The sequence below is a fragment of the Shinella sp. WSD5-1 genome (assembly GCF_963942435.1).
Lineage (GTDB): Bacteria > Pseudomonadota > Alphaproteobacteria > Rhizobiales > Rhizobiaceae > Shinella > Shinella yambaruensis.
On the sequence record NZ_OZ012596.1, the window covers coordinates 1,681,699 to 1,702,568 of the forward strand.

A 20,870-nucleotide genomic window follows, 5' to 3' on the forward strand; every position below is an offset into this window, starting at 1 on the left:
CGCCAGGGAGCTTGCGGGATCAGGCCTTGGTGCCGCCGACCGTCACTTGGTCCATGCGCAGATGCGGCTGGCCGACGCCGACCGGGACCCACTGGCCGGCCTTGCCGCAATTGCCGATGCCGGTATCGAGCTTCGTGTCGTTGCCGACCATCGAGACGCGGCGCATGGCGTCCGGCCCGTTGCCGATCAGCATGGCGCCCTTGACCGGCGCCGTCACCTTGCCGTTCTCGATGAGATAGGCTTCCGTGCAGCCGAAGACGAATTTTCCGGAGGTGATGTCCACCTGCCCGCCGCCGAAGGAGACGGCATAGAGGCCGTTCTTCACGGAGGCGATGATCTCTTCCGGCGTCCTGTCGCCGGAAAGCATGTAGGTGTTGGTCATGCGCGGCATGGGCCGGTGGGCGTAACCCTGCCGGCGGCCGTTGCCGGTCGCCTTCATGCCCATCAGGCGGGCATTCTGCCGGTCCTGCATGTAGCCGACCAGCTTGCCGTCCTCGATCAGCACGTTATAGGCCGACGGCGTGCCCTCGTCGTCGACGGTGATCGAGCCGCGGCGGTTGTCGATCGTGCCGTCGTCGACGACGGTGACGCCCCGGGCGGCGACCTGCTCGCCCATCAGCCCGGCGAAGGCCGAGGTCTTCTTGCGGTTGAAATCCCCTTCCAGCCCGTGGCCGACGGCCTCGTGCAGCATGACGCCCGGCCAGCCGGAGGAGAGCACCACGTCCATCGTGCCCGCCGGCGCCTCAACGGCTTCCAGATTGACCAGCGCCTGGCGCAGCGCCTCGTCCGCGCCGAAACGCCAGCTCTCCTCGGTGAGGAACGCGTCGAAGGTGGTGCGCCCGCCAATGCCGTAGCTGCCGGTCTCCTGCCGGTCGCCTTGCCCGGCGACGACGGAGATGTTGACGCGGGTCATCGGGCGGATGTCGGTGACGCGGTGCCCGTCGGCGCGCAGGATGTTGACGACCTGCCAGCTCGCGGCGATCGAGGCCGTCACCTGCCGCACCTTCGGGTCCTTGGCGCGCAGGTAGGCGTCGATCTCGGTGAGGAGGGCGACCTTCTGCTCGAAGCTCGGCGCACCGATCGGGTTGTCGGGCGTATAGAGCTGGCGATTGGTGCCCTGCGGCGCGGCGGCATAGTCGCCGGAATAGCCGCGCGTGACGGCGCCCGCCGCATCGGCCGCGCGCTTCAGCGCCGCAAGCGTCATCTCGCCGGAATGTGCATAGCCCACCGCCTCGCCGGCGACGGCCCGAAGGCCGAAGCCCTGGTCGGTGTTGAAGCTGCCGCCCTTGAGGCGGCCATTGTCGAAGGAGAGGGATTCGGCCTGGGCATGCTCGAGGAAGAGCTCGCCATCGTCGGCACTATCGAGCGCCTCCTTCAGCACCGCCTGCACGGACGCCTCGTCGGCGTCGAAGAGGGAGAGGAGGTCGGTGTTCATGGGGAGGCTCCGCAAGCAATGGACTTGGGGCTCATGTAAGTCCCCGGTGGGCGGGCGGCAAGCCCGCCCGGGAGCGGGCTTACGGCAGCGCGTCGTAGCCTTCGCCGAAACCCTTGAGGTCGACGGGGATGCCGATGCCTTCCTCGGGCGACTGGAAGACGATGAAGGTCGCCGTCGCGCCGGAGCGGAAGGTCTTCAGCAGCTCGTCCTCCAGCACGACCTCGGCATAGCAGCCGTCCGAGAAGCAGCGCACGAAATAGGCGCGGCCGATATCCTTGCCGTCGACATTGAGGCCGAGGCCGTTCGGCAGGAGCACGCCGAGCGGTGCGAGCACGCGCAGGATCTTCGCCTTGCGGTCGGCGGTCTTCAGCACGACGACGGAGAGGCCGAGCTCGGGCCGGTCCTCGGCCAGCACGTTCTGCATCAGCGCGCACTGTTCGCCGGAGGCGCCGGCCGGCTGGTCGCAGACGATCGACCAGGCGCCATGGTTCGATTTCACCGTGCCGGGCTGCTGGGCTGCCGAAAGGGAGGGAAGCGCGAGAGCGCCGAACCCGAGCGCGGCAAGGCCAAGTGCCGCGCGGGACAGCCGGGAAAGGGGAGCAAAACCCATGAAAACCTCGGAATCTCGAATCAGTCGGGCCTATCTTTGAAGGGGCGGCGGCGAAATGAAAAGCCCCGGGCGCTCATTTCCAATTGATTGAAGGCGGAAATTGGACGGCCCGCCCACTCATTATAATAGGGGCCTTGCGCGGGGCGGGCGGGGCGCCGCAGGCAGGCGGACGAGGCCGGGCGAGGGGGCGTGCGGCGGGATCGGCGCAGCCAAACCTTTCATGCTATAGAGGATTGTGAAGAAACTGTGGGGAGCGGGGCCATGCTTTTGCTTTTGCGCAAAAATGCCGCACGGGGTGTCCCCCATGGCTGTTGCGGCGAGCATGAAACTGTGGTTTTAAGCACTCAGTATAGCAGGGATTCTGCGCGTCTGTTTGATCCCGATCAAACGCCTTGGGGAGATACGTTGTGAAAAACAAAGCTTTTGCAGTTCTGGCCGCGATCGGCTGTCTGCTCTTTGCTTCCACCGCTTTCGCTGATCAGCCGTTCGACTGGCAGAAGGGCCTCCAGCCCGCTGCGACCTCGATCATGGAAGAGATCCGCTGGTTCGAGCAGTACACACTGTGGTTCATCGTCCCGATCACCCTGTTCGTTCTCGCGCTGCTCGTCGTCGTCGTCGTGAAGTTCCGCGAAGGCGCCAACCCGGTCCCGTCCAAGACCAGCCACAACACGGCGATCGAGGTCGTCTGGACGCTCGGCCCGGTCATCGTTCTCCTCTTCCTCGCCGTTCCCTCCTTCCAGCTCCTCACCAAGCAGCTCGCCCCCACGGAAGAGCCGGAACTGACGATCAAGGCCACCGGCTACCAGTGGTACTGGGGTTATGAATACCAGGTCGGCGAAAGCCCGCTCTCCTTCGACAGCATCCTGCTCCAGGAAGGCGATCGCGCCGCCGCCGGCAAGGAAGACAAGGGCGTCTATCCGCGCCTTCTCGCCGTCGACAACGAGGTCGTCGTTCCCGTCGGCAAGCATGTCCGTCTCCTCGTCACCGCTGCCGACGTGATCCACGCCTTCGCGATGCCCTCCTTCGGCGTGAAGATCGACGCCGTGCCGGGCCGCCTCAACGAAACCTGGTTCAAGGCCGATCGTGAAGGCCTGTTCTACGGCCAGTGTTCCGAGCTGTGCGGCAAGGACCATGCGTACATGCCGATCGCCATCCGCGTCGTCTCGCAGGAGAAGTACGATACGTGGCTTGCCGCCGCCGCGACGAATCTCGGCGATGCAAACAAAGCCCTGATGGCGTCGGTCGACGGTGCGGCGAAGTCCGTCAACGTCGCCGCCAACGCCGCGCAGTAATTCCAAGGGAGTCGAGACCATGGCCGGAACATCCGCTGCCCACGGCGATCACCACGATCACCACGAACACAAGCCGCTCACCTTCTTCCAGCGTTGGTTCCTGTCGACCAACCACAAGGACATCGGCACCCTCTACCTGATCTTCGCGATCTGTGCGGGCATCATCGGCGGTACGCTGTCGGTGGTGATGCGCATGGAACTGCAGGAGCCGGGCATCCAGATCTTCCACGGTCTCGCCCAGATGGTCTACGGCTTCGAGGGCGATGCCGCCATCGACGGCGGCAAGCACATGTTCAACGTCTTCACGACGGCGCATGCGCTCATCATGATCTTCTTCATGGTCATGCCCGCGCTCATCGGCGGCTTCGCCAACTGGATGGTGCCGATCATGATCGGCGCGCCGGACATGGCCTTCCCGCGCATGAACAACATCTCCTTCTGGCTGATCATCCCGGCCTTCCTGCTGGTCCTGCTCTCGATGTTCGTCGAAGGCCCGGCGGGCGCCTATGGCGCTGGCGGCGGCTGGACGATCTATCCGCCGTTCTCGACCTCCGGCCAGCCGGGTCCTGCCATGGACTTCGTGATCCTCGGCCTGCACATCGCCGGCGCATCCTCGATCCTCGGCGCGATCAACTTCATCACGACGATCCTCAACATGCGCGCCCCGGGCATGACGCTGCACAAGATGCCGCTCTTCGCCTGGTCGGTGCTGATCACCGCCTTCCTGCTGCTGCTCTCGCTGCCGGTCCTGGCGGGCGGCATCACCATGCTTCTGACCGACCGCAACTTCGGCACGGCCTTCTTCGCGCCGGAAAACGGCGGTGACCCGATCCTCTTCCAGCACCTGTTCTGGTTCTTCGGTCACCCGGAAGTGTACATCCTGATCCTGCCCGGCTTCGGCATCGTCAGCCACATCGTCTCCACCTTCTCGCGCAAGCCGATCTTCGGCTACCTCGGCATGGCCTATGCCATGGTCGCCATCGGCGCCGTCGGCTTCATCGTGTGGGCACACCACATGTACACGGTCGGCATGTCGCTCGACACGCAGCGCTACTTCGTCTTCGCCACGATGGTCATCGCGGTTCCGACGGGCGTGAAGATCTTCTCGTGGATCGCGACGATGTGGGGCGGCTCGATCCGCTTCACCACGCCGATGGTCTGGGCGATCGGCTTCATCTTCCTGTTCACCGTCGGCGGCGTCACGGGCGTCCAGCTCGCCAATGCCGGCCTCGACCGCGCCCTGCACGACACCTACTACGTGGTTGCCCACTTCCACTACGTCCTGTCGCTCGGCGCCGTCTTCGCCATCTTCGCGGCCTGGTACTACTGGTTCCCGAAGATGACCGGCTACATGTACTCGGAATTCCTCGGCAAGCTGCACTTCTGGGTCATGTTCGTCGGCGTGAACCTGATCTTCTTCCCGCAGCACTTCCTCGGTCTTGCCGGCATGCCGCGCCGCTACATCGACTACCCGGATGCCTTCGCCGGCTGGAACGCGGTGTCGTCCTACGGCTCGTACATCTCGGCTTTCGCCGTCGTGATCTTCCTCTTCGGCGTCTTCGAAGCCTTCGCCAAGAAGCGCGTCGCCGGTGACAACCCGTGGGGCGAGGGCGCGAACACGCTGGAATGGCAGCTCTCCTCGCCGCCGCCGTTCCACCAGTGGGAACAGCTCCCGAAGATCAAGTAGGATCTTTTGACATCGGGGCGGCCGGAAACGGCGGCTCCCTGACTTGCAAGGCAGGACTATCGGCGGAGGCCGGGGATCGTGGACACCAGCAGCAGCGGTCGTGCACGACCAACACCCCACCCTCCGTCATCCTCGGGCTTGACCCGAGGAGCCACCCTCACGGCATGCCCGAGGGTGTGGCATGGATCCTCGGGTCAAGCCCGAGGATGACGAAGGAGAGGGAAGGGCACGAAGCCCATCGCTCTCGGACAAAAGAACGGAAAGAACATGGCGGTCATCGAGCATCACGAAACGGTTCCGGGCGGCGGCGAGGTCTACCTCTCCGAAGCGTCGCCGCGTGATTTCTTCGAGCTCCTGAAGCCGCGCGTCATGTCGCTCGTCGTCTTCACGGCCTTTGCCGGCCTTATCGTCGCGCCGGGCGAGATCAATCCCCTCATCGGCGCCATCGCGATCCTCTGTATCGCCGTGGGCGCCGGAGCCTCCGGTGCCCTCAACATGTGGTACGACGCGGACATCGATGCGGTCATGACCCGCACCGCCAAGCGTCCCATCCCTTCCGGCCGCATCCGCCCGGAAGAAGCGCTCGCCTTCGGCCTGACGCTCTCCGCCTTCTCGGTCGCGATCCTTGGCCTTGCGGTCAACTGGCTCTCGGCGGGCCTGCTCGCCTTCACCATCTTCTTCTACGCCGTCATCTACACGATGTGGCTGAAGCGCTCGACGCCGCAGAACATCGTCATCGGCGGCGCGGCCGGCGCCTTCCCGCCGATGATCGGCTGGGCCTGCGTCACCGGCGGCGTCTCCGTCGAGAGCGTCGTTCTCTTCCTCATCACATTCCTGTGGACCCCGGCGCATTTCTGGGCGCTCGCCCTCTTCAAGATGCGCGACTACGACGCCGTCGGCGTGCCGATGCTGCCGAATGTCGCCGGCGAGTGGACGACGAAGGTGCAGATCCTTGTCTACGCCGTCCTGACCGCCGTCATCGCCGTCGTGCCGACCGTGCTCGGTTTCGCCAGCTTCGGCTATGGTCTCTTTGCCGCAGCCCTCGGTCTCGGCTTCGTGTGGTATTCTGTCGGCGTGTTGCGCATGCCGGAAGGCGACCGCGCGATGGTGCCGGCCAAGAAGCTCTTCGCCTTCTCCATCGTCTATCTGTTCGCGGTCTTCTCCGGCCTGATGGTCGACCACCTGGTCGCGTCGCTTGGATGGGTGCTGTAATGGAAACGGTCAATCTCACGGAAAGCCAGAAGAAGTCGCGCCGCGGCCGGAACATCGCGCTCGGTGCGGTGCTCCTGGGGCTCGTCGTGCTGTTCTATGTCATAACCCTCGTCAAGTTCTCCGGCGGAATGGCAGGCTGACGATGAGCGAGCTGCAGAAGACCGAGAAAAGCGGGCCCGAGAAAAGCGGATTGGGCAACGGCACGATCGTCGCCATCTGCTGTTCCTTCGTCATCGGCATGGTCGGCATGGCCTATGCGGCCGTGCCGCTCTACGAGATGTTCTGCAAGGTGACGGGCTATGGCGGCACGACGCAGCGCGTCGAGCAGGCCTCCGACGTCATCCTCGACAGGACGATCAAGGTGCGCTTCGACGCCAATGTCGGCCCGGGCCTCGCCTGGAGCTTCGAGCCGGTGCAGCGCGAGGTCGAGCTGAAGATCGGCGAGACCGTGCAGGTCCTGTACAAGGCACGCAACAACGCCTCGACGCCGACGACCGGCCAGGCGACGTTCAACGTCACGCCCCAGGCCGCCGGCGCCTATTTCAACAAGGTCCAGTGCTTCTGCTTCACCGAGACGACGCTGAAGCCGGGCGAGGAACTCGAAATGCCCGTCGTCTTCTTCGTCGACCCGGCGATCGTCGAGCCGGTCGAGACGAAGGGCATCCACACGCTCACGCTGTCCTATACCTTCTATCCGCATGAGGCGTCGAAGCCGGTGGCTTCGGCTGCGGAGGCGAAGGCGGACGACGCGAACAAGCTTTGAATACCATGCGTTTCCGGCTATGCCGGGAACGGAACGCGATACATTGGGGATAAGTCAGATGGCCGATGCGCATCAGAAGAAACACGACTACCACATCATCGACCCCAGCCCGTGGCCGTTGCTTGCCTCCATCGGCGCCTTCATCCTGGCGTTTGGCGGTATCGGCTACATGCGCTACCTTTCGGGCGGTGCCTTCAGCCTGTTCGGCATCAACTTCGCCAATCCGTGGATCTTCTACATCGGCCTCCTGATCACGCTCTACACCATGTATGCCTGGTGGGCGGATACGGTGAAGGAAGCCCATGAGGGCCACCACACGCGCGTCGTCTCGCTGCACCTGCGCTACGGCATGATCATGTTCATCGCCTCCGAGGTGATGTTCTTCGTCGCCTGGTTCTGGGCCTTCTTCGACGCCAGCCTCTTCCCGGGCGAGGCCATCCAGGCCGCCCGCGTCGAGCATACCGGCGGCGTCTGGCCGCCGAAGGGCATCGAAGTGCTCGATCCCTGGCACCTGCCGCTCTACAACACGGTCATCCTGCTGCTTTCGGGCACCTGCGTGACCTGGGCGCACCACGCGCTGCTGCACAACGACCGCAAGGGCCTCGTCAACGGCCTCGCGCTGACGGTCGCGCTCGGCGTGCTGTTCTCCTTCGTCCAGGGTTACGAATACGCCCACGCGCCGTTCGCCTTCAAGGAATCCATCTACGGCGCGACCTTCTTCATGGCGACCGGCTTCCACGGCTTCCACGTCCTGGTCGGCACGATCTTCCTGATCGTCTGCCTCATCCGCGCCATGCGCGGCGACTTCACCCCGAAGCAGCACTTCGGCTTCGAGGCGGCCGCCTGGTACTGGCACTTCGTCGACGTCGTCTGGCTCTTCCTGTTCTTCTCCATCTACATCTGGGGTGGCTGGGGCGCGCCGATCGCGCATATGTAGGTGAGCCTCGCTCGATTTGTCGAAACGGCCGCAGCGATGCGGCCGTTTTCCGTTTCGGGGCCGTTTGTCGCGGCCTTTCGATTGGACGGGGCAAGGGCAGGGCGGTATAGGGATGTATGCGCCGGTTTGGCCCCTCATCCCCTGCCGGGACCCTCTCCCGGCGAAGGGGCAAAACGGCGCATCCATCGCTCCTCGTCCCGCTTGCGGGGAGAGGATGCCGGCAGGCAGGTGAGGGCCTTGCCGCCCGAAGCATGAACCCGCGGCCGCCGCCCGGGCGCGAAAACACGGACAAGACCATGGACGAGGACAAGGCACTCTATCCCCCCGTCGATCCCTTCAGCGCCGGCGTGCGCGGCTGCTGCCCGCGCTGCGGCCAGGGCAAGCTGTTCGACGGCCTGCTCAAGGTGAAGCCGGCCTGCGCGAGCTGCGGGCTCGACTATTCCTTCGCCGATTCGGGCGATGGCCCGGTCGTCTTCGTGCTGCTCATCGTCGGCTTCATCGTCGTCGGCGCCGCGCTGTGGATGGAGGTGAACGTCAACCCGCCGCTCTGGGTGCATTTCCTCTTGTGGATCCCGCTCGTCATCGTCCTCGGCCTCGGGCTGACGCGCATCCTCAAGGGCCTGCTGATCGCCCTGCAATACCGCAACAATGCGCGGCCGGGCGAGATCGACCGTGGCTGAGGTCCCCGCCGGTGCCATGCCGCGCAAGGGCAGGGGCAAGGCGATCCTCACGGGAACCGCCTTCGTCATCGCCCTCGCCATTCTCCTGTCGCTCGGCACCTGGCAGGTCCAGCGGCTCTACTGGAAGGAGCAGCTTCTCGCAGACATGGCCGCGCGCCGCATCGCCGCGCCGGCGGCGCTCGCCGATATCGAGGCGATGGCGACACGGGGCGAGGATATCGAATACCGTCCCGTCACGGTTTCCGGCACCTTCGCCAACAACAGGGAGCGGCACTTCTTCGCCACCTGGCACGGCCGGACCGGCTATCACGTCTATACGCCGCTCCAGCTCGCCGACGGCCGCTTCCTCTTCGTCAACCGCGGTTTCGTGCCCTTCGAGGCGAAGGAGCCGGAAATGCGCAAGCAGGGCCAGCTCACCGGGGAGCAGACCGTGGTGGGCCTTGCCCGCGCCCGCCTTGCCGAAAAGCCGTCCTCCATCGTGCCCGACAACGACCTGCAGAAGAACATCTTCTACTGGAAGGACCTCGACGCGATGGCGTCGAGCACCGGCATTCCGGCCGACAGGCTCGTGCCCTTCTTCGTCGATGCGGGCGATGCGCCGAACCCCAAGGGCCTGCCGATCGGCGCCGTCACCCAGTTCGACCTGCCGAACAACCACCTGCAATATGCCGTCACCTGGTATGGCCTCGCGGCCGCGCTGGTCGGCGTCGGCCTCTTCGCCGTGCTGCGGCGCAAGGCGGCCTGAAAGCGCGCGACCAGGTTGTTTTTTCTTGGCGCGGCGCCGCTTGCCGGCCTATATGGGGCGCAAGGCCCGACCATTGCCGGATACAAGAGAAGCATGATTGATACCCGACCGGACTTGACCATCAGGCTGTGCGGCCCGCGCGGCTTCTGCGCCGGCGTCGACCGCGCCATCCAGATCGTCGTCCTGGCGCTGAAGGCCTATGGCGCGCCGGTCTATGTGCGCCACGAGATCGTGCACAACCGCTATGTCGTGGAGGGCCTGGAGGCCAAGGGGGCGATCTTCGTCGAGGAGCTCGACGAGATCCCGGAAGAGCACCGCCAGCAGCCCGTCGTCTTTTCGGCGCACGGCGTGCCGAAATCGGTGCCGGCGGATGCCGAGGCGCGCAACCTCTTCTATCTCGACGCGACCTGCCCGCTGGTTTCCAAGGTGCACAAGCAGGCGATGCGCCACCAGCGCCTCGGCCGCCATGTCGTGCTGATCGGCCATGCCGGGCACCCCGAGGTGATCGGCACGATGGGCCAGTTGCCGGAGGGCTCCGTCTCGCTGGTCGAGACCGTCGAGGACGCCGACAGATACGTGCCGCCGGATCCGGACAATCTCGGCTTCGTCACCCAGACGACGCTCTCGGTGGACGATACGGCCGGCGTCATCAAGCGCCTGCACGAGCGTTTCCCGAACCTCACGGCCCCGGCCGCCGATTCGATCTGCTACGCCACCACCAACCGGCAGGAGGCGGTCAAGCAGGCCGCGCCCGGCTGCGACCTCTTCCTCATCGTCGGCGCGCCGAACTCGTCCAATTCCAAGCGCCTCGTCGAAGTGGCGCTGAGGGCCGGGGCGACGAAATCCGTGCTCGTCCAGCGCGCCGCCGAGATCGACTGGGAGACCATCGGCGACATTCGCACCGTCGGCCTCTCGGCCGGCGCATCGGCGCCGGAGGTCATCGTCAACGAGATCATCGAGGCTTTTCGCGCGCGCTACAATGCTGTCGTGGAGCTTGCCGATACCGTCGAGGAGAACGAGCACTTCCTCGTCAACCGCGAGCTTCGCGCCATCGAACTCACCCCTGCCGACATGGCCTTTGTCAATGGGGAGTAGGGTGGTGCAGGTCCTGCCGTGGATTGCCCCTCATCCCCCTGCCGGGACCTTCTCCCCGCAGGCGGGGAGAAGGAGGAAAACGGCGCGCCCAGCGCTCCTCGCCCCGCTTGCGGGGAGAGGATGCCGGCAGGCAGGTGAGGGGCAAAGACCCGCTTGTTTGTCAATCGATTCCACCCTGCAAACCTGAGACCCGCCGTGGCCGTCTACACCGATATCACCGAAGACGATCTGTCCCGTTTCCTCACCGCCTATGACGCGGGCACGCTGCTCTCCTACAAGGGCATCGCCGAGGGCGTGGAGAATTCCAACTTCCTGCTGCACACCACCAAGGGCGCCTTCATCCTTACGCTCTACGAAAAGCGCGTCGATCCGAACGACCTGCCGTTCTTCCTTGGCCTGATGCACCATCTCGCCGAACGTGGCCTGTCCTGCCCGTTGCCGCTGCCGCGCAGTGACGGCGCGCTGCTCGGCGAACTCTCGGGCCGCCCCGCCGCGATGATCTCCTTCCTGGAAGGCATGTGGCTGAGGAAACCCGCGGCGAAACATTGCCGCGAGGTGGGCCGGGCGCTGGCCGAGATGCATCTGGCCGGCGAAGGCTTCGAGCTCACCCGCGCGAATGCGCTCTCCGTCGGCGGCTGGCGGCCGCTGTGGGAAAAGTCCGCGGACCGCGCCGATGAGGTGGAGGCGGGGCTGCAGGACGAGATCGCCGGCGAACTCGCCTTCCTTGAGGCGAACTGGCCGAAGGACCTGCCGTCGGGCGTCATCCATGCCGATCTCTTCCAGGACAATGTCTTCTTCATCGGCGACACGCTGTCGGGTCTCATCGACTTCTACTTCGCCTGCAACGACCTGCTCTCCTACGACGTTTCCATCTGCCTCAATGCCTGGTGCTTCGAGAAGGACGGCGCGTTCAACCTGACCAAGGGCATGGCGCTGCTGGAAGGCTACGAGAGCGTTCGCCCGCTTTCGCCGGAGGAGGCGGCGGCCCTGCCGCTGCTCGCGCGCGGCTCGGCCCTGCGCTTCTTCCTGACGCGACTCTACGACTGGCTGACGACGCCGCCGGGCGCGCTGGTCGTCAAGAAGGACCCGCTGGAATATCTGCGCAAGCTGCGCTTCCACCGCCAGATCCGCAACGCCGCGGAATACGGTCTGTCGCGATGAAGCATGTCGATATCTTCACGGACGGCGCCTGCTCGGGCAATCCCGGTCCCGGCGGCTGGGGTGCGGTGCTGCGCTACGGCGAAGTCGAGAAGGAGATGCTCGGCGGCGAGGCACTGACCACCAACAACCGCATGGAGCTTTCCGCCGCCGTCGCCGCGCTCGGCGCGCTGAAGAGCCCGTGCGAGGTCGATCTCTATACGGACTCGAAATACGTCATGGACGGCATTTCGAAATGGATCTTCGGCTGGAAGAAGAACGGCTGGAAGACCGCCGACAAGAAGCCGGTGAAGAACGGCGACCTCTGGCAGGCGCTCGACGAGGCGCGGGCGCGCCACAAGGTGGAATGGCACTGGGTCAAGGGCCACGCCGGCCACCCGGAGAACGAACGCGCCGACGAACTGGCGCGCCAAGGCATGGCGCCGTTCAAAGGCATTAGGAGTTAGGCAGTAGGAATTAGGGGGGCCCGGCTATCTTCTCTACTGCCTGCTGCCTAATTCCTCCTCAAAGCTGCTCGATCATCGCCGCAGCGCCCGAGACCGTCGCCTGGCCGGGGCTTTCCTCGATGTTCAGCGCCTTCACCACGCCGTCCTCGACGAGCATGGAATAGCGCTTGGAGCGCACGCCGAGCGTGCCGGCGGAAAGGTCGATATCCAGGCCGAGCGCCTTGGTGAAGGCGGCGTCCCAGTCGGCGAGGAAGCGCAGCTTGCCGGCGCCGCCCGTGGAGGTCGCCCAGGCGCCCATCACATGGTGGTCGTTGACCGCGACGACGGCGATGTCGTCCACGCCCTTGGCGAGGATCGCGTCGCGGTTTTCGAGATAGCCCGGAAGATGGTTCAGCGAGCAGGTCGGCGTGAAGGCGCCCGGCACGGCGAAGAGCACGACGCGCTTGCCCGCGAAAAGGTCCGCGGTCGAGATATCGGCGGGACCGTCCGGCGTGCGTTCCTTGAGCGTGAGGTCGGGCAGCTTGTCTCCAACGGAAATGGTCACGGCGTCTCTCCTGTCTGGTATGGGATGGCGCGGGGCCGGAAGGGCCCGCCGGCGGCACTATAAGCAGCGCCGGCCAAAGTGCGAAGCGGTTTTCCGCCTGAAGAGGCAGGCGGCTCACTTCACCGCGAGCGGGCCTTCCATCGTCTTCTCGCCGGCCCGGAGGGTCAGCCGGATGGGGTTCTTCGCAAGGTCGAACACCTTCGGCCGGTGCAGCACCGGCACGTCGGAGACGAAGGCGTCGCCCTCCCGCCGCACGGGGCCGGCCGCGCCGAATTCGAACGGGGCGCCGGAGAGGAAGACGTCCGCGGGGTCTCCGTCCGCCGGTGCCTCGAAGCGCACGGAGATCGTCTTGCCGTCCGCCGACCACTGGCCGCCGAGCGGGCGGAAGCCATCGCCCGCCGTGCCGGGAAGCGTCGCCTCGGCCGCGGCGACCGCGGTCTCCTCCAGCGGGTTGGTGAAGCCTTCGCCGCCCGTCTCCACCGTCAGGTCCGCCTGCACGGGAATACAGATATCCTTGCACACGCCGAGGAAGACCGTGGCGGTCACCGTGCCGCCCACCGCCCCGCCGAGTTTCATCGGCAGGCGCACCGGCGCGTCGTAGCCGATATAGTGGTTGGTATCGTCGCCAAGCCGGCGCGGCGCCGGAAAGCCGATCGAGGTCAGCGTCGCGCCGGAGACGGTGATCGACGGCGGAATGCCGCTGCCGCCGGGATCGCGCCAATAGGTCTTCCAGCCTTCGTGCAGGCGGATGTCCAGCATGGCGCGCGCCGCGCCGCCGGCATCTGCCGGAAGCACCACGAGGCGCACGTCGCCGCCCGGCGTCTCCACCCAGGAGGAGGTTGCCGCCGTGGCGGCGGCGGGAAGGAAAAGCAGCGCGATTGCAGCGGTTTGCAGGCGTTTCATGCGTCAACATCTAGCGCCGGGGCCGTGTGCTTTCCAGCAACAAAAACGCACGGGCCGATCATAAAAGCTTGATCGTCCGGCGGCACACCATACCTTTCTATAGGCTGGCACGTCGCGCCGGCGAAAAGAACGCTTTTCATTTGGCGGCGAATTGATAGGCTACTTGCACTATGGCTATGTCGGTTCTGAAAAACAGGCGAGAACGCGGCTTCCTTGACGGTCAGTTCCTGATCGCCATGCCGGGCATGGCCGATGCCAATTTTGCCCGGACCGTCGTCTATATCTGCGCCCATTCGGAAGACGGGGCCATGGGCTTCGTCATCAACCGCCCGCAGCAGCTGAGCTTCTCCGACGTGCTGCTGCATCTCGATCTCGTCGGCGAGGACGAGGTGATCCGCCTGCCGGGCACGACGCTGGACTTTCCCATCCGCTGCGGCGGGCCGGTGGAGAGCGGGCGCGGTTTCGTGCTGCATTCGGACGACTACATGTCCGAATCCTCCATTCCCGTCAGCGACGATATCTGCCTCACGGCGACGCTCGACATCGTGCGCGCCATTTCCCGCGGCCGCGGGCCGGAGAAGGGCCTGATGATGCTCGGCTATGCCGGCTGGGGAGCGGGGCAGATCGAGAACGAGATCGGCGCCAACGGCTGGCTGTCCTGCCCCGCGCAGGAGGAGCTGATCTTCGACACCGACCTCGACAGCAAGTACGAGCGGGCGCTCGGCCTGATGGGCATCACGCCCGCCATGCTCTCCGCCGAGGCCGGCCACGCCTGAGTGGCGCGGCAAATTTTCCCCGATGCCGCCGGAACTTGTTGCAGCGCACGCCGTTTATCTGCCGCAGTCAACAACTGCGCCTCTAACAAGGAGTACGATGGTGGGTAGCACGAGCGACAAGATCAAGGGCACGGCCAACGAACTGGCCGGCAAGGCCAAGCAGGCAGCGGGCAAGGCGGCCGACAGCCCGAAGCTGCGCGCCGAGGGCGCCGCCCAGGAAGCCAAGGGCAAGACTCAGAAGGCGGTCGGCAAGGCCAAAGATGCCGTCAAGGGCGCCGTCGATCGCCTCTGATCGATGATGCGGGGCGGCACGCCGTGTCATCCCGCCATTGCGAAGTCGAGATACCCGTATCGCCAATGCCGATGCGGGTATTTTATCGAAAGCATCATCGCCGATCAGGGGGCATCATGAAACTCTTCACCTGCGGCACATGCGGCCAGACCACCCATTTCGACAATCGCGTCTGCGTGCGTTGCGGCTCCACACTCGGCTTTCTTGCCGAAGACATGACGTTGCATGCCCTGGTGCCGGAAGGCGAGGGGCTGTGGAGGATCGCCCCGCGCGAGGGTATCTATCGTTTCTGCGACAATGCCGCGCACGACGTCTGCAACTGGCTGCTGCCGGCCGACAGCCCGCACGCCTTCTGCGAGGCCTGCCGGCACAATCGCATCGTGCCCACCACGGATCCGAAGGGGCTGGAGCGCTGGCGGCGCATCGGCGCGGCCCAGCGCCATCTCTTCTATTCGATCCTGCGCTGGAAGCTGCCGCACCCGACCCGCGAGGAGGACCCGGCCGGCGGCCTCGTCTTCGATTTCCTGGCCGACGAACTGGATGCGGACGGCAATGTCGTCCAGCCCGCCATGACCGGCCACGAGGACGGCCTCGTCAGCCTGCGCGCCGCCGAGGCGGATGACGAGGTGCGCGAGGGCGTGCGTGTCTCGATGGACGAACCCTACCGCACGCTGCTCGGCCATTTCCGCCACGAGGTCGGCCATTTCTACTGGACCCAGCTCATCCGCGACGAGGCGACGCTGGAGGAGGCCCGCCGCCTCTTCGGCGACGAGCGCGCGGACTATGCCGCCGCCCTCCAGCACAATTACGAGCAAGGCCCGCCCGCCGACTGGCAGCAGCACTTCATCAGCACCTATGCCAGCTGCCATCCGGCCGAGGATTTCGCCGAGTGCTGGGCGCACTTCTTCCACATCGTCGACACGCTGGAAACCGCCCGTGCCTTCGGCCTCAATACCGATCCGAAGGGCCACGAGGAGCTGGAGGCCGAGGTCACCTTCGACCCCTACCGCGCCCCTGATGCCGGCCGCCTCGTCGAGGCCTGGATCCCGCTCAGCGTGGCGATGAACGCCATCCAGCGCTCGATGGGCCAGCCCGACAGCTACCCCTTCGTCCTGCCGCCGCCGGTCGTGGAGAAGCTGGATTTCATCAACGGGCTGGTGCGCCGGTCAGCGGGATAGGCTTGCCAGTATAGCCCAATGGGTTATATTGAGGCATGCAGACGGTCGTTGAGCTTCCTACGTTCATCCGGCAGGCGGAAGCGATCTTTTCGCCCGAGGAACGCGCAGCGCTCATCGATTATCTTGCCGCCTATCCTCTGCTCGGTGATGAAATCCCGGGCACGGGCGGCGTGCGTAAGCTGCGCTTTGCGGCGGGCGGCAAGGGCAAGCGCGGTGGAGCGCGGGTGATCTACTACTTGTACAGTGAAGAGGCGCCAATCTACGCGCTGCTTGTCTACGCCAAGAATGTCCGCACCGATCTTTCGCCCGTCGAAAAGAAGACCGTCGCGGCCATCGCCAAGGCGATCAAGCAGCATCAGAGGAGCAAGTGAGATGGCGAAGAAAACTGCATTTGGCAGCGAACTGGCCGAGGCGATGGCCGAGGCACTCGCCCATGCGTCAGGTGCGCCTATCAAAGACACGCATGTCCATGTCGTCGATGCGGACCGCATCGATCCGAAAGCCATTCGTACCCATCTCAACCTGACTCAGGAACAGATGGCGCGTTTCCTCGGCACGAGCGTTTCCGGTTACAGGAAATGGGAGCAGGGGCAGCGGCAGCCGAGCGGCGCCGCCCGCACGCTGCTACGCGTCATGGAGCAGGAGCCCGAGGCCGTGCTTCGCGTTCTTCGCGCGGCGTAAGACCCTACGCCCGCTTCATCAGCGGAAAGCGTTCCTTAAGCAGCCGCAGCACGGAATCGTAGCCGATCGGCGGGCCGAAGAGGTAGCTCTGGCCGAACTCGCAGCCCATATTGCCGAGCTCGATCGCTTCCTCCTCCGACTCGATGCCTTCGGCGACGACCTGCATTTCGAGCTCCCGTGCCATGGAGATGACCGAGCGCAGGAGCACGGTACGCTTGTCGGAGCCGTCCCGCACCAGCGCCTTGTCGATCTTGATCGTGTCGAAGGGAAAGCGGGTGAGGTAGGAGAGCGAGGAATGGCCTGTGCCGAAATCGTCGAGCGCCAGGCCAAGGCCGACATCCTTCAGCTTGGTGAGGATCAGGCGGGCCTGTTCGGGGTTCTCCATCACGACGGATTCGGTGAGCTCCAGTTTCAGCTTCTGCGGCTCGCAATGCGTCTTGGCGAGCGCGGCGCGCACATCGTTGTAGAGCTCGTTGTTGAGCAGCTGGGCGCTGGACAGGTTCACCGAGACGAAGACGGGCAGGTCGCCGGTCTGGAGCTGCCAGTCCATCAGGTCGCTCGCCGCCTTGTCGAGGGCGAAGAGGCCGAGCTGGTTGATGAGGTCGGAGCTTTCCGCGATCGGGATGAATTCCGTCGGCGAGATGTTGCCGCGCTTGGGGTGGTCCCAGCGCATCAGCGCCTCGAAGCCGGCGATCTCGGCATCGGAAAGGCGCACGATCGGCTGGTAGACGAGCGAGAGCTCCTTGCGCTCGATGGCACGGCGCAGGTCCGTCTCGATCTGCAGGCGGTCCGCGCCGAAGGTGCGGAAGGCGGGGCGGAAGGGCTCGACGCGGTTGCCGCCGCCCTTCTTGGCCCGGTACATGGCCAGTTCCGCATCGTTGAGCAGGCCCGGAGCGTCCTCCTGCTGGTCGACCCAGGAGACGAGGCCGATCGAGGCCGTCAGGATGATCTCGCGGCCGCCGAAATTGATCGGCACCATGATCGCCTTGCTGACGGCGTCGGCGAAATCCGCCACCTTGGCCGGATCGCGCTCGGACATCAGGATCAGGCCGAACTGGTCGCCGGCCAGCCGCGCCAGCGTGTCCTGCGGTTTCAGCAGGCGGCGCAGGCGCCGGGTCAGCGCGATGAGGATGTTGTCGCCGGCGGCAATGCCGAGCGCATCGTTGACCTGCTTGTAGCGGTCGATGTCGATGGTGAGCACCGTCGGGCGCACATTGTCGGAGCTTGCCGTCAGCGCGAGGATCGACTGGAGACGGTCGAGGAAGACCTGGCGGTTCGGCAGGCCCGTCAGGTTGTCGTGCAGGGCGTCCTGCAGCAGCCGGTCGACGGAATTCCTCTGCTCGGTGATGTCGATGATCGTGCCGACGCAGCGGATGATCTCGCCATTGGCGCCGAGCACCGGCCGGGCGCGGATCGAGAGCCAATGATAGTGGCCGTCCTCGGCGCGCACGCGGAACTGATGGTTGAGCCGGCCCTTGCGGTGTTCCAGCAAGACATCCAGCGTCGCGCGGAAACGGTCGCGGTCGTCCGGGTGGAGGCGCGGCAGCCAGTTGCGCGCCGGCCCGTGCATGACGCCGGGCGCAAGGCCGAGCTGGATGGAGATATCGGGAATGGTGACGACGCGGTCGCGAGCCACGTCCCAGTCCCAGACCGTGTCGCCGGAGCCCGTCAGCGCGAGCGACTGGCGCTCGAGATCGGAGAACAGGCCCTGGCTATAGGCGCCGCCGGCAAAGGCGTGCTGCATCACCGTGAAGCCGATGAGGAGCACGATCAGCACGAGGCCGCCGCCGAGCGCCGGCTGGATGATGTCGTTGTTGAGCTGGCCCGTCACCGTCAGCCACGCGCCGAACAGCCAGACGAGGATCAGCGCCCAGGCGGGCACCAGCAGGATGGCGCGGTCGTAGCGGTTGAAGCCGAGATAGGCGATGAGCACGATGCCGACCGTGCCGGTCAGGGCGAAGGAGAGGCGGGCGATGCCGGCGGCGATCGGCGGATCGTAGATCGCGACGCCGAAGAGCAGGCCGAGGCCGAGGATCCAGGCGAGCGTCGCATAGGAGAGATGCGCATGCCAGCGGTTGAGGTTGAGATAGGTGAAGAGGAAGACGACGAGGCCGGCGGCAAGGAACACCTCCGTGCCGGCGCGCCAGATGCGCTCGTCCCCCGCCGTGATGCTGATGAGCTTCGACAGGAAGCCGAAGTCGACGCAGATATAGCCGAGCACCGCCCAGGCGAGCGCGGCGGTCGCCGGCAGCATGGAGGTGCCCTTCACCACGAAGAGGATGGTGAGGAAGACGGCCAGCAGGCCCGCGATGCCGAGCACGATGCCGCGATAGAGCGTGAAGGCGTTGACCGTGTCCTTGTAGGAATCCGGTGCCCAGAGATAGATCTGCGGCAGGTCGGGCGTCGCCAGTTCCGCGACGAAGGTGACGACCGTGCCGGGGTTGAGCGTGATGCGGAAGACGTCTGCCTCGTCGCTCGGCTGCCGGTCGAGCGCAAAGCCTTCGCTCGGGGTAATCGAGAGGATGCGTTTTGCCCCGAGGTCCGGCCAGAAGAGCTTCGATTGCACGAGGCGGAAATGCGGGGCGACGATCAGGCGGTCGATCTGCTCTTCCGAAACGTTGGCGAGCGCGAAGACGGCCCAGTCGCCCTGGTGGTCCTGCGAGGTGGCGCGCACCTCGATGCGGCGCACGATGCCGTCCGTGCCGGGCGCGGTGGAGACCTGGAAGGCCTCGCCCCGACCCGTATAGATCTCCGTGGTGGCGGTGAGGTCGAGGGCGGTGTCGTCACGGGAGATCTTGACGGGTTCGACGGCGAAGGCGCGCCCCGTCATCATGCCGGCGAGGAGCATCGTGGCGAGGAGGATGAGGGCGAGCAACCGGCTGGCATGCAGCGCTTGCGGCACGGATAAAGGCTTCATTGAAACTGCATGGTCCTTAGGTCTGCCCAGTCCTGTCGCGCCCGGGTGCCGCCTACGGCCGCCTGTCGGCCGCCAGAAGCGAGAACATCAGATGGTCGCGCCACTCCCCGTTTATCTTCAGATACTCCCGAAGGTAGCCTTCCTGCCGAAAGCCGGCCTTTTCAAGGAGACGGATGCTTCTCTGATTGTCTGGAATACAGGCTGCCTCGATACGGTGCAACTGAAGGCTCGAAAAGATATAGGGTATGACCAGTTTCAGGGCACCATGCATGTGGCCCTGGCCGGCATGGCACTCGCCCATCCAGTAGCCGATCATGCAGCATTGCGCGGCCCCGCGCCTGATATAGCCGATGGTCAGCCCGCCGAGCAGCGTCTTTTCCTCGCGTGCGAAGACGAAAAGGGGCACGGCCTGGCCGGAGGAAAATTCCTGTTCATTTCTGAGAACGCGGGCGCGGAAGGCGCTTTCCGTCAGTTCGTCGTTGCGCCAGGTCGGCTCCCAGGGCTCGAGGAAGCGGCGGCTTTCCGAGCGGAGCTGATACCATTGCCGGTAGTCCTGGAAGCGGGGCAGGCGCAGGAGGTGCCGATCGTCGGCAAGTTCCACGGTGTCGGACTGCCGGGACAGAAACCGAAAAACCGACCGTGCCATTCGCCCTCCGCGCGCGCCGATCCGTGGCGTGCCTTGTCGGGAAAGACTATGCCGAGAGGCTCGCCGGCGTCAAATGGTCCGGGGAAGGCGGGCCGCCGGAAAACCCTTCCAAAAACAAAACCCGCCTTGCGGCGGGTTGCGTCTTCGAAGCCATGGGCGCTTCACCATCGGTGAGGGCGGGACGACCGGTTCCAGCGCTTTGGTCAAGCGCGCCCTGTCGTCGGGCCGTGGCGCCAGGCTCTCTTGCCGGATGGCTCAGCCGAAAACCGTAAGGCCCTTGACGGCGGACTGGATGTTCGAGCGCGAGATGCCGAGGTCCTGCAGGGCGCGGTCGTCGAGGGCGCTGAGTTCACGGACGGCACGGCGGTCGGCGGCGTTCTTCTTGAGCTTTGCGAAGATGTTCATTGGTCAACTCCTTTGTGTTGCCCATGATATAAACAATCCCTTGCCCGGAAAAAATGCATATGCTTGCAGCGTAGGCATGCGTTTATTGCATGGCGACGCAGGCGCCCGTTATTCGAGGTTCTCCTGGGCAAACGCCGCCGCCACATGCAGGTCCGTCGTTTCCAGCCGGCCGGGGCCGAGATTGACGAACGTGTGCGGCACGTTGGCCGGCCCGAAGACGATCTGCCCGGCGCTCGCCTCAATCTGCCGGTCGCCCACCGTGAAGAGCGCGCGGCCCTCGCGCACGATGAAGATTTCGTCATAGGGATGCCGGTGGAGCGGCGGCCCGCGGCCGACCTCGTCCGTCGTGTAGAACATGACGGAGACATCGGTGCCGAAGGCCCGGCCCTCGAACTCGCCCTGCCAGACATCCGGTTTTTCCGCCCATTGGGCGCGCTCGAGCATCGCGGCGACTTTCTGCATGGGGTC

The 20,870-nt window shown here is 65.4% G+C and carries 24 protein-coding genes; 16 read left to right on the plus strand and 8 right to left on the minus strand.

Going from position 1 to position 20,870, the window contains the following annotated elements; genetic code table 11:
- Positions 1 to 19: 19 nt before the first annotated feature.
- Together tldD and AABQ55_RS08085 are read right to left on the minus strand one after the other, a co-directional pair.
- Complete coding sequence (gene tldD / locus AABQ55_RS08080; RefSeq protein WP_244767801.1) at positions 20 to 1,435, minus strand: metalloprotease TldD; 1,416 nt, start codon at positions 1,433 to 1,435, stop codon at positions 20 to 22.
- A gap of 79 nt (positions 1,436 to 1,514) precedes the next feature.
- Complete coding sequence (locus AABQ55_RS08085; protein ID WP_272804659.1) at positions 1,515 to 2,045, minus strand: invasion associated locus B family protein; 531 nt, start codon at positions 2,043 to 2,045, stop codon at positions 1,515 to 1,517.
- A gap of 407 nt (positions 2,046 to 2,452) precedes the next feature.
- On the opposite strand from AABQ55_RS08085, the gene coxB reads away from it, so the two are divergent.
- The 11 genes from coxB (at position 2,453) to rnhA (ending at position 12,060) form a co-directional block, all read left to right on the plus strand.
- Entirely contained in the window at positions 2,453 to 3,337 is an 885-nt protein-coding gene (gene coxB, locus AABQ55_RS08090; RefSeq protein ID WP_272804660.1) for a cytochrome c oxidase subunit II, read from the plus strand.
- Between the two features lie 19 nt (positions 3,338 to 3,356).
- On the plus strand, positions 3,357 to 5,024 hold the full coding sequence (gene ctaD / locus AABQ55_RS08095) for a cytochrome c oxidase subunit I (protein ID WP_244767799.1): 1,668 nt from the start codon (positions 3,357 to 3,359) through the stop codon (positions 5,022 to 5,024).
- 267 nt (positions 5,025 to 5,291) lie between these two features.
- Positions 5,292 to 6,236 carry a heme o synthase gene (locus AABQ55_RS08100; RefSeq protein WP_244767798.1) on the plus strand — a complete coding sequence of 315 codons (945 nt, stop codon included), beginning with the start codon at positions 5,292 to 5,294 and terminating at the stop codon, positions 6,234 to 6,236.
- Positions 6,236 to 6,376 carry a hypothetical protein gene (locus AABQ55_RS08105; RefSeq protein ID WP_244767797.1) on the plus strand — a complete coding sequence of 47 codons (141 nt, stop codon included), beginning with the start codon at positions 6,236 to 6,238 and terminating at the stop codon, positions 6,374 to 6,376. Before AABQ55_RS08100 ends, AABQ55_RS08105 begins: the two co-directional genes overlap by 1 nt.
- Positions 6,377 to 6,378: 2 nt before the next feature.
- Positions 6,379 to 6,999 carry a cytochrome c oxidase assembly protein gene (locus tag AABQ55_RS08110; protein ID WP_272804661.1) on the plus strand — a complete coding sequence of 207 codons (621 nt, stop codon included), beginning with the start codon at positions 6,379 to 6,381 and terminating at the stop codon, positions 6,997 to 6,999.
- 58 nt (positions 7,000 to 7,057) lie between these two features.
- Positions 7,058 to 7,936 carry a cytochrome c oxidase subunit 3 gene (locus AABQ55_RS08115; RefSeq protein WP_244767795.1) on the plus strand — a complete coding sequence of 293 codons (879 nt, stop codon included), beginning with the start codon at positions 7,058 to 7,060 and terminating at the stop codon, positions 7,934 to 7,936.
- A 296-nt stretch (positions 7,937 to 8,232) separates the two neighbouring features.
- Complete coding sequence (locus AABQ55_RS08120; protein ID WP_064329306.1) at positions 8,233 to 8,616, plus strand: DUF983 domain-containing protein; 384 nt, start codon at positions 8,233 to 8,235, stop codon at positions 8,614 to 8,616.
- 16 nt (positions 8,617 to 8,632) lie between these two features.
- Positions 8,633 to 9,361, plus strand: coding sequence for an SURF1 family protein (locus tag AABQ55_RS08125; protein ID WP_272807411.1), 729 nt, complete (start codon positions 8,633 to 8,635; stop codon positions 9,359 to 9,361).
- 93 nt (positions 9,362 to 9,454) lie between these two features.
- Entirely contained in the window at positions 9,455 to 10,456 is a 1,002-nt protein-coding gene (gene ispH, locus AABQ55_RS08130; protein WP_064329307.1) for a 4-hydroxy-3-methylbut-2-enyl diphosphate reductase, read from the plus strand.
- 195 nt (positions 10,457 to 10,651) lie between these two features.
- Positions 10,652 to 11,617 carry a homoserine kinase gene (locus AABQ55_RS08135; protein WP_272804662.1) on the plus strand — a complete coding sequence of 322 codons (966 nt, stop codon included), beginning with the start codon at positions 10,652 to 10,654 and terminating at the stop codon, positions 11,615 to 11,617.
- Positions 11,614 to 12,060 (plus strand): ribonuclease HI, encoded by a 447-nt coding sequence (gene rnhA, locus AABQ55_RS08140; protein ID WP_244767791.1) that lies wholly within the window; start codon positions 11,614 to 11,616, stop codon positions 12,058 to 12,060. The genes AABQ55_RS08135 and rnhA overlap by 4 nt, the downstream gene beginning before the upstream one ends.
- A gap of 58 nt (positions 12,061 to 12,118) precedes the next feature.
- Here the strand turns inward: rnhA and AABQ55_RS08145 are convergent, their stop codons facing one another.
- Together AABQ55_RS08145 and AABQ55_RS08150 are read right to left on the minus strand one after the other, a co-directional pair.
- Entirely contained in the window at positions 12,119 to 12,604 is a 486-nt protein-coding gene (locus AABQ55_RS08145; protein ID WP_064329310.1) for a peroxiredoxin, read from the minus strand.
- A 114-nt stretch (positions 12,605 to 12,718) separates the two neighbouring features.
- On the minus strand, positions 12,719 to 13,507 hold the full coding sequence (locus tag AABQ55_RS08150; RefSeq protein ID WP_272804663.1) for a protein-disulfide reductase DsbD domain-containing protein: 789 nt from the start codon (positions 13,505 to 13,507) through the stop codon (positions 12,719 to 12,721).
- A 170-nt stretch (positions 13,508 to 13,677) separates the two neighbouring features.
- Between AABQ55_RS08150 and AABQ55_RS08155 the strand changes: the two genes are divergently transcribed.
- The 5 genes from AABQ55_RS08155 to AABQ55_RS08175 all read left to right on the plus strand — a co-directional run bounded on the left by AABQ55_RS08155 (position 13,678) and on the right by AABQ55_RS08175 (position 16,434).
- Positions 13,678 to 14,283, plus strand: a complete 606-nt coding sequence (locus AABQ55_RS08155) for a YqgE/AlgH family protein (RefSeq protein WP_272804664.1) — start codon at positions 13,678 to 13,680, stop codon at positions 14,281 to 14,283.
- Positions 14,284 to 14,383: 100 nt separating this feature from the next.
- Complete coding sequence (locus AABQ55_RS08160) at positions 14,384 to 14,575, plus strand: CsbD family protein (RefSeq protein WP_244767788.1); 192 nt, start codon at positions 14,384 to 14,386, stop codon at positions 14,573 to 14,575.
- Positions 14,576 to 14,691: 116 nt separating this feature from the next.
- Positions 14,692 to 15,753: a zinc-binding metallopeptidase family protein gene (locus AABQ55_RS08165; RefSeq protein ID WP_272804665.1), complete on the plus strand. Its 1,062-nt coding sequence runs from the start codon at positions 14,692 to 14,694 to the stop codon at positions 15,751 to 15,753.
- A 35-nt stretch (positions 15,754 to 15,788) separates the two neighbouring features.
- A complete protein-coding gene (locus AABQ55_RS08170) occupies positions 15,789 to 16,124 on the plus strand; it encodes a type II toxin-antitoxin system RelE/ParE family toxin (RefSeq protein ID WP_272804666.1) in 336 nt (111 codons plus the stop codon).
- Position 16,125: 1 nt separating this feature from the next.
- On the plus strand, positions 16,126 to 16,434 hold the full coding sequence (locus AABQ55_RS08175; RefSeq protein WP_244767785.1) for a helix-turn-helix domain-containing protein: 309 nt from the start codon (positions 16,126 to 16,128) through the stop codon (positions 16,432 to 16,434).
- A 4-nt stretch (positions 16,435 to 16,438) separates the two neighbouring features.
- On the opposite strand, the gene AABQ55_RS08180 is transcribed toward AABQ55_RS08175, so the two are convergent.
- The 4 genes from AABQ55_RS08180 to AABQ55_RS08195 all read right to left on the minus strand — a co-directional run bounded on the left by AABQ55_RS08180 (position 16,439) and on the right by AABQ55_RS08195 (position 20,864).
- The gene (locus tag AABQ55_RS08180; protein ID WP_443021143.1) at positions 16,439 to 19,282 is read right to left on the minus strand and encodes an EAL domain-containing protein; all 2,844 of its coding nucleotides are present in this window, start codon (positions 19,280 to 19,282) and stop codon (positions 16,439 to 16,441) included.
- 121 nt (positions 19,283 to 19,403) lie between these two features.
- Positions 19,404 to 19,997 carry a GNAT family N-acetyltransferase gene (locus tag AABQ55_RS08185; protein ID WP_272804668.1) on the minus strand — a complete coding sequence of 198 codons (594 nt, stop codon included), beginning with the start codon at positions 19,995 to 19,997 and terminating at the stop codon, positions 19,404 to 19,406.
- 255 nt (positions 19,998 to 20,252) lie between these two features.
- Positions 20,253 to 20,402, minus strand: a complete 150-nt coding sequence (locus AABQ55_RS08190) for a DUF1127 domain-containing protein (RefSeq protein ID WP_064496052.1) — start codon at positions 20,400 to 20,402, stop codon at positions 20,253 to 20,255.
- 108 nt (positions 20,403 to 20,510) lie between these two features.
- A complete protein-coding gene (locus tag AABQ55_RS08195) occupies positions 20,511 to 20,864 on the minus strand; it encodes a cupin domain-containing protein (RefSeq protein WP_272804669.1) in 354 nt (117 codons plus the stop codon).
- Positions 20,865 to 20,870 lie beyond the last annotated feature (6 nt).

Coding starts and splice junctions, on each gene's coding strand:
- tldD (WP_244767801.1), bottom strand. CDS start 1,435: ATGAACACCGACCTCCTCTCCCTCTTCGACGCCGACGAGGCGTCCGTG.
- AABQ55_RS08085 (WP_272804659.1), bottom strand. CDS start 2,045: ATGGGTTTTGCTCCCCTTTCCCGGCTGTCCCGCGCGGCACTTGGCCTT.
- ctaD (WP_244767799.1), top strand. CDS start 3,357: ATGGCCGGAACATCCGCTGCCCACGGCGATCACCACGATCACCACGAA.
- AABQ55_RS08100 (WP_244767798.1), top strand. CDS start 5,292: ATGGCGGTCATCGAGCATCACGAAACGGTTCCGGGCGGCGGCGAGGTC.
- AABQ55_RS08105 (WP_244767797.1), top strand. CDS start 6,236: ATGGAAACGGTCAATCTCACGGAAAGCCAGAAGAAGTCGCGCCGCGGC.
- AABQ55_RS08110 (WP_272804661.1), top strand. CDS start 6,379: ATGAGCGAGCTGCAGAAGACCGAGAAAAGCGGGCCCGAGAAAAGCGGA.
- AABQ55_RS08115 (WP_244767795.1), top strand. CDS start 7,058: ATGGCCGATGCGCATCAGAAGAAACACGACTACCACATCATCGACCCC.
- AABQ55_RS08120 (WP_064329306.1), top strand. CDS start 8,233: ATGGACGAGGACAAGGCACTCTATCCCCCCGTCGATCCCTTCAGCGCC.
- AABQ55_RS08125 (WP_272807411.1), top strand. CDS start 8,633: ATGCCGCGCAAGGGCAGGGGCAAGGCGATCCTCACGGGAACCGCCTTC.
- ispH (WP_064329307.1), top strand. CDS start 9,455: ATGATTGATACCCGACCGGACTTGACCATCAGGCTGTGCGGCCCGCGC.
- rnhA (WP_244767791.1), top strand. CDS start 11,614: ATGAAGCATGTCGATATCTTCACGGACGGCGCCTGCTCGGGCAATCCC.
- AABQ55_RS08150 (WP_272804663.1), bottom strand. CDS start 13,507: ATGAAACGCCTGCAAACCGCTGCAATCGCGCTGCTTTTCCTTCCCGCC.
- AABQ55_RS08155 (WP_272804664.1), top strand. CDS start 13,678: ATGGCTATGTCGGTTCTGAAAAACAGGCGAGAACGCGGCTTCCTTGAC.
- AABQ55_RS08165 (WP_272804665.1), top strand. CDS start 14,692: ATGAAACTCTTCACCTGCGGCACATGCGGCCAGACCACCCATTTCGAC.
- AABQ55_RS08170 (WP_272804666.1), top strand. CDS start 15,789: ATGCAGACGGTCGTTGAGCTTCCTACGTTCATCCGGCAGGCGGAAGCG.
- AABQ55_RS08175 (WP_244767785.1), top strand. CDS start 16,126: ATGGCGAAGAAAACTGCATTTGGCAGCGAACTGGCCGAGGCGATGGCC.
- AABQ55_RS08180 (WP_443021143.1), bottom strand. CDS start 19,282: ATGCTCCTCGCCGGCATGATGACGGGGCGCGCCTTCGCCGTCGAACCC.
- AABQ55_RS08185 (WP_272804668.1), bottom strand. CDS start 19,997: ATGGCACGGTCGGTTTTTCGGTTTCTGTCCCGGCAGTCCGACACCGTG.
- AABQ55_RS08190 (WP_064496052.1), bottom strand. CDS start 20,402: ATGAACATCTTCGCAAAGCTCAAGAAGAACGCCGCCGACCGCCGTGCC.
- AABQ55_RS08195 (WP_272804669.1), bottom strand. CDS start 20,864: ATGCAGAAAGTCGCCGCGATGCTCGAGCGCGCCCAATGGGCGGAAAAA.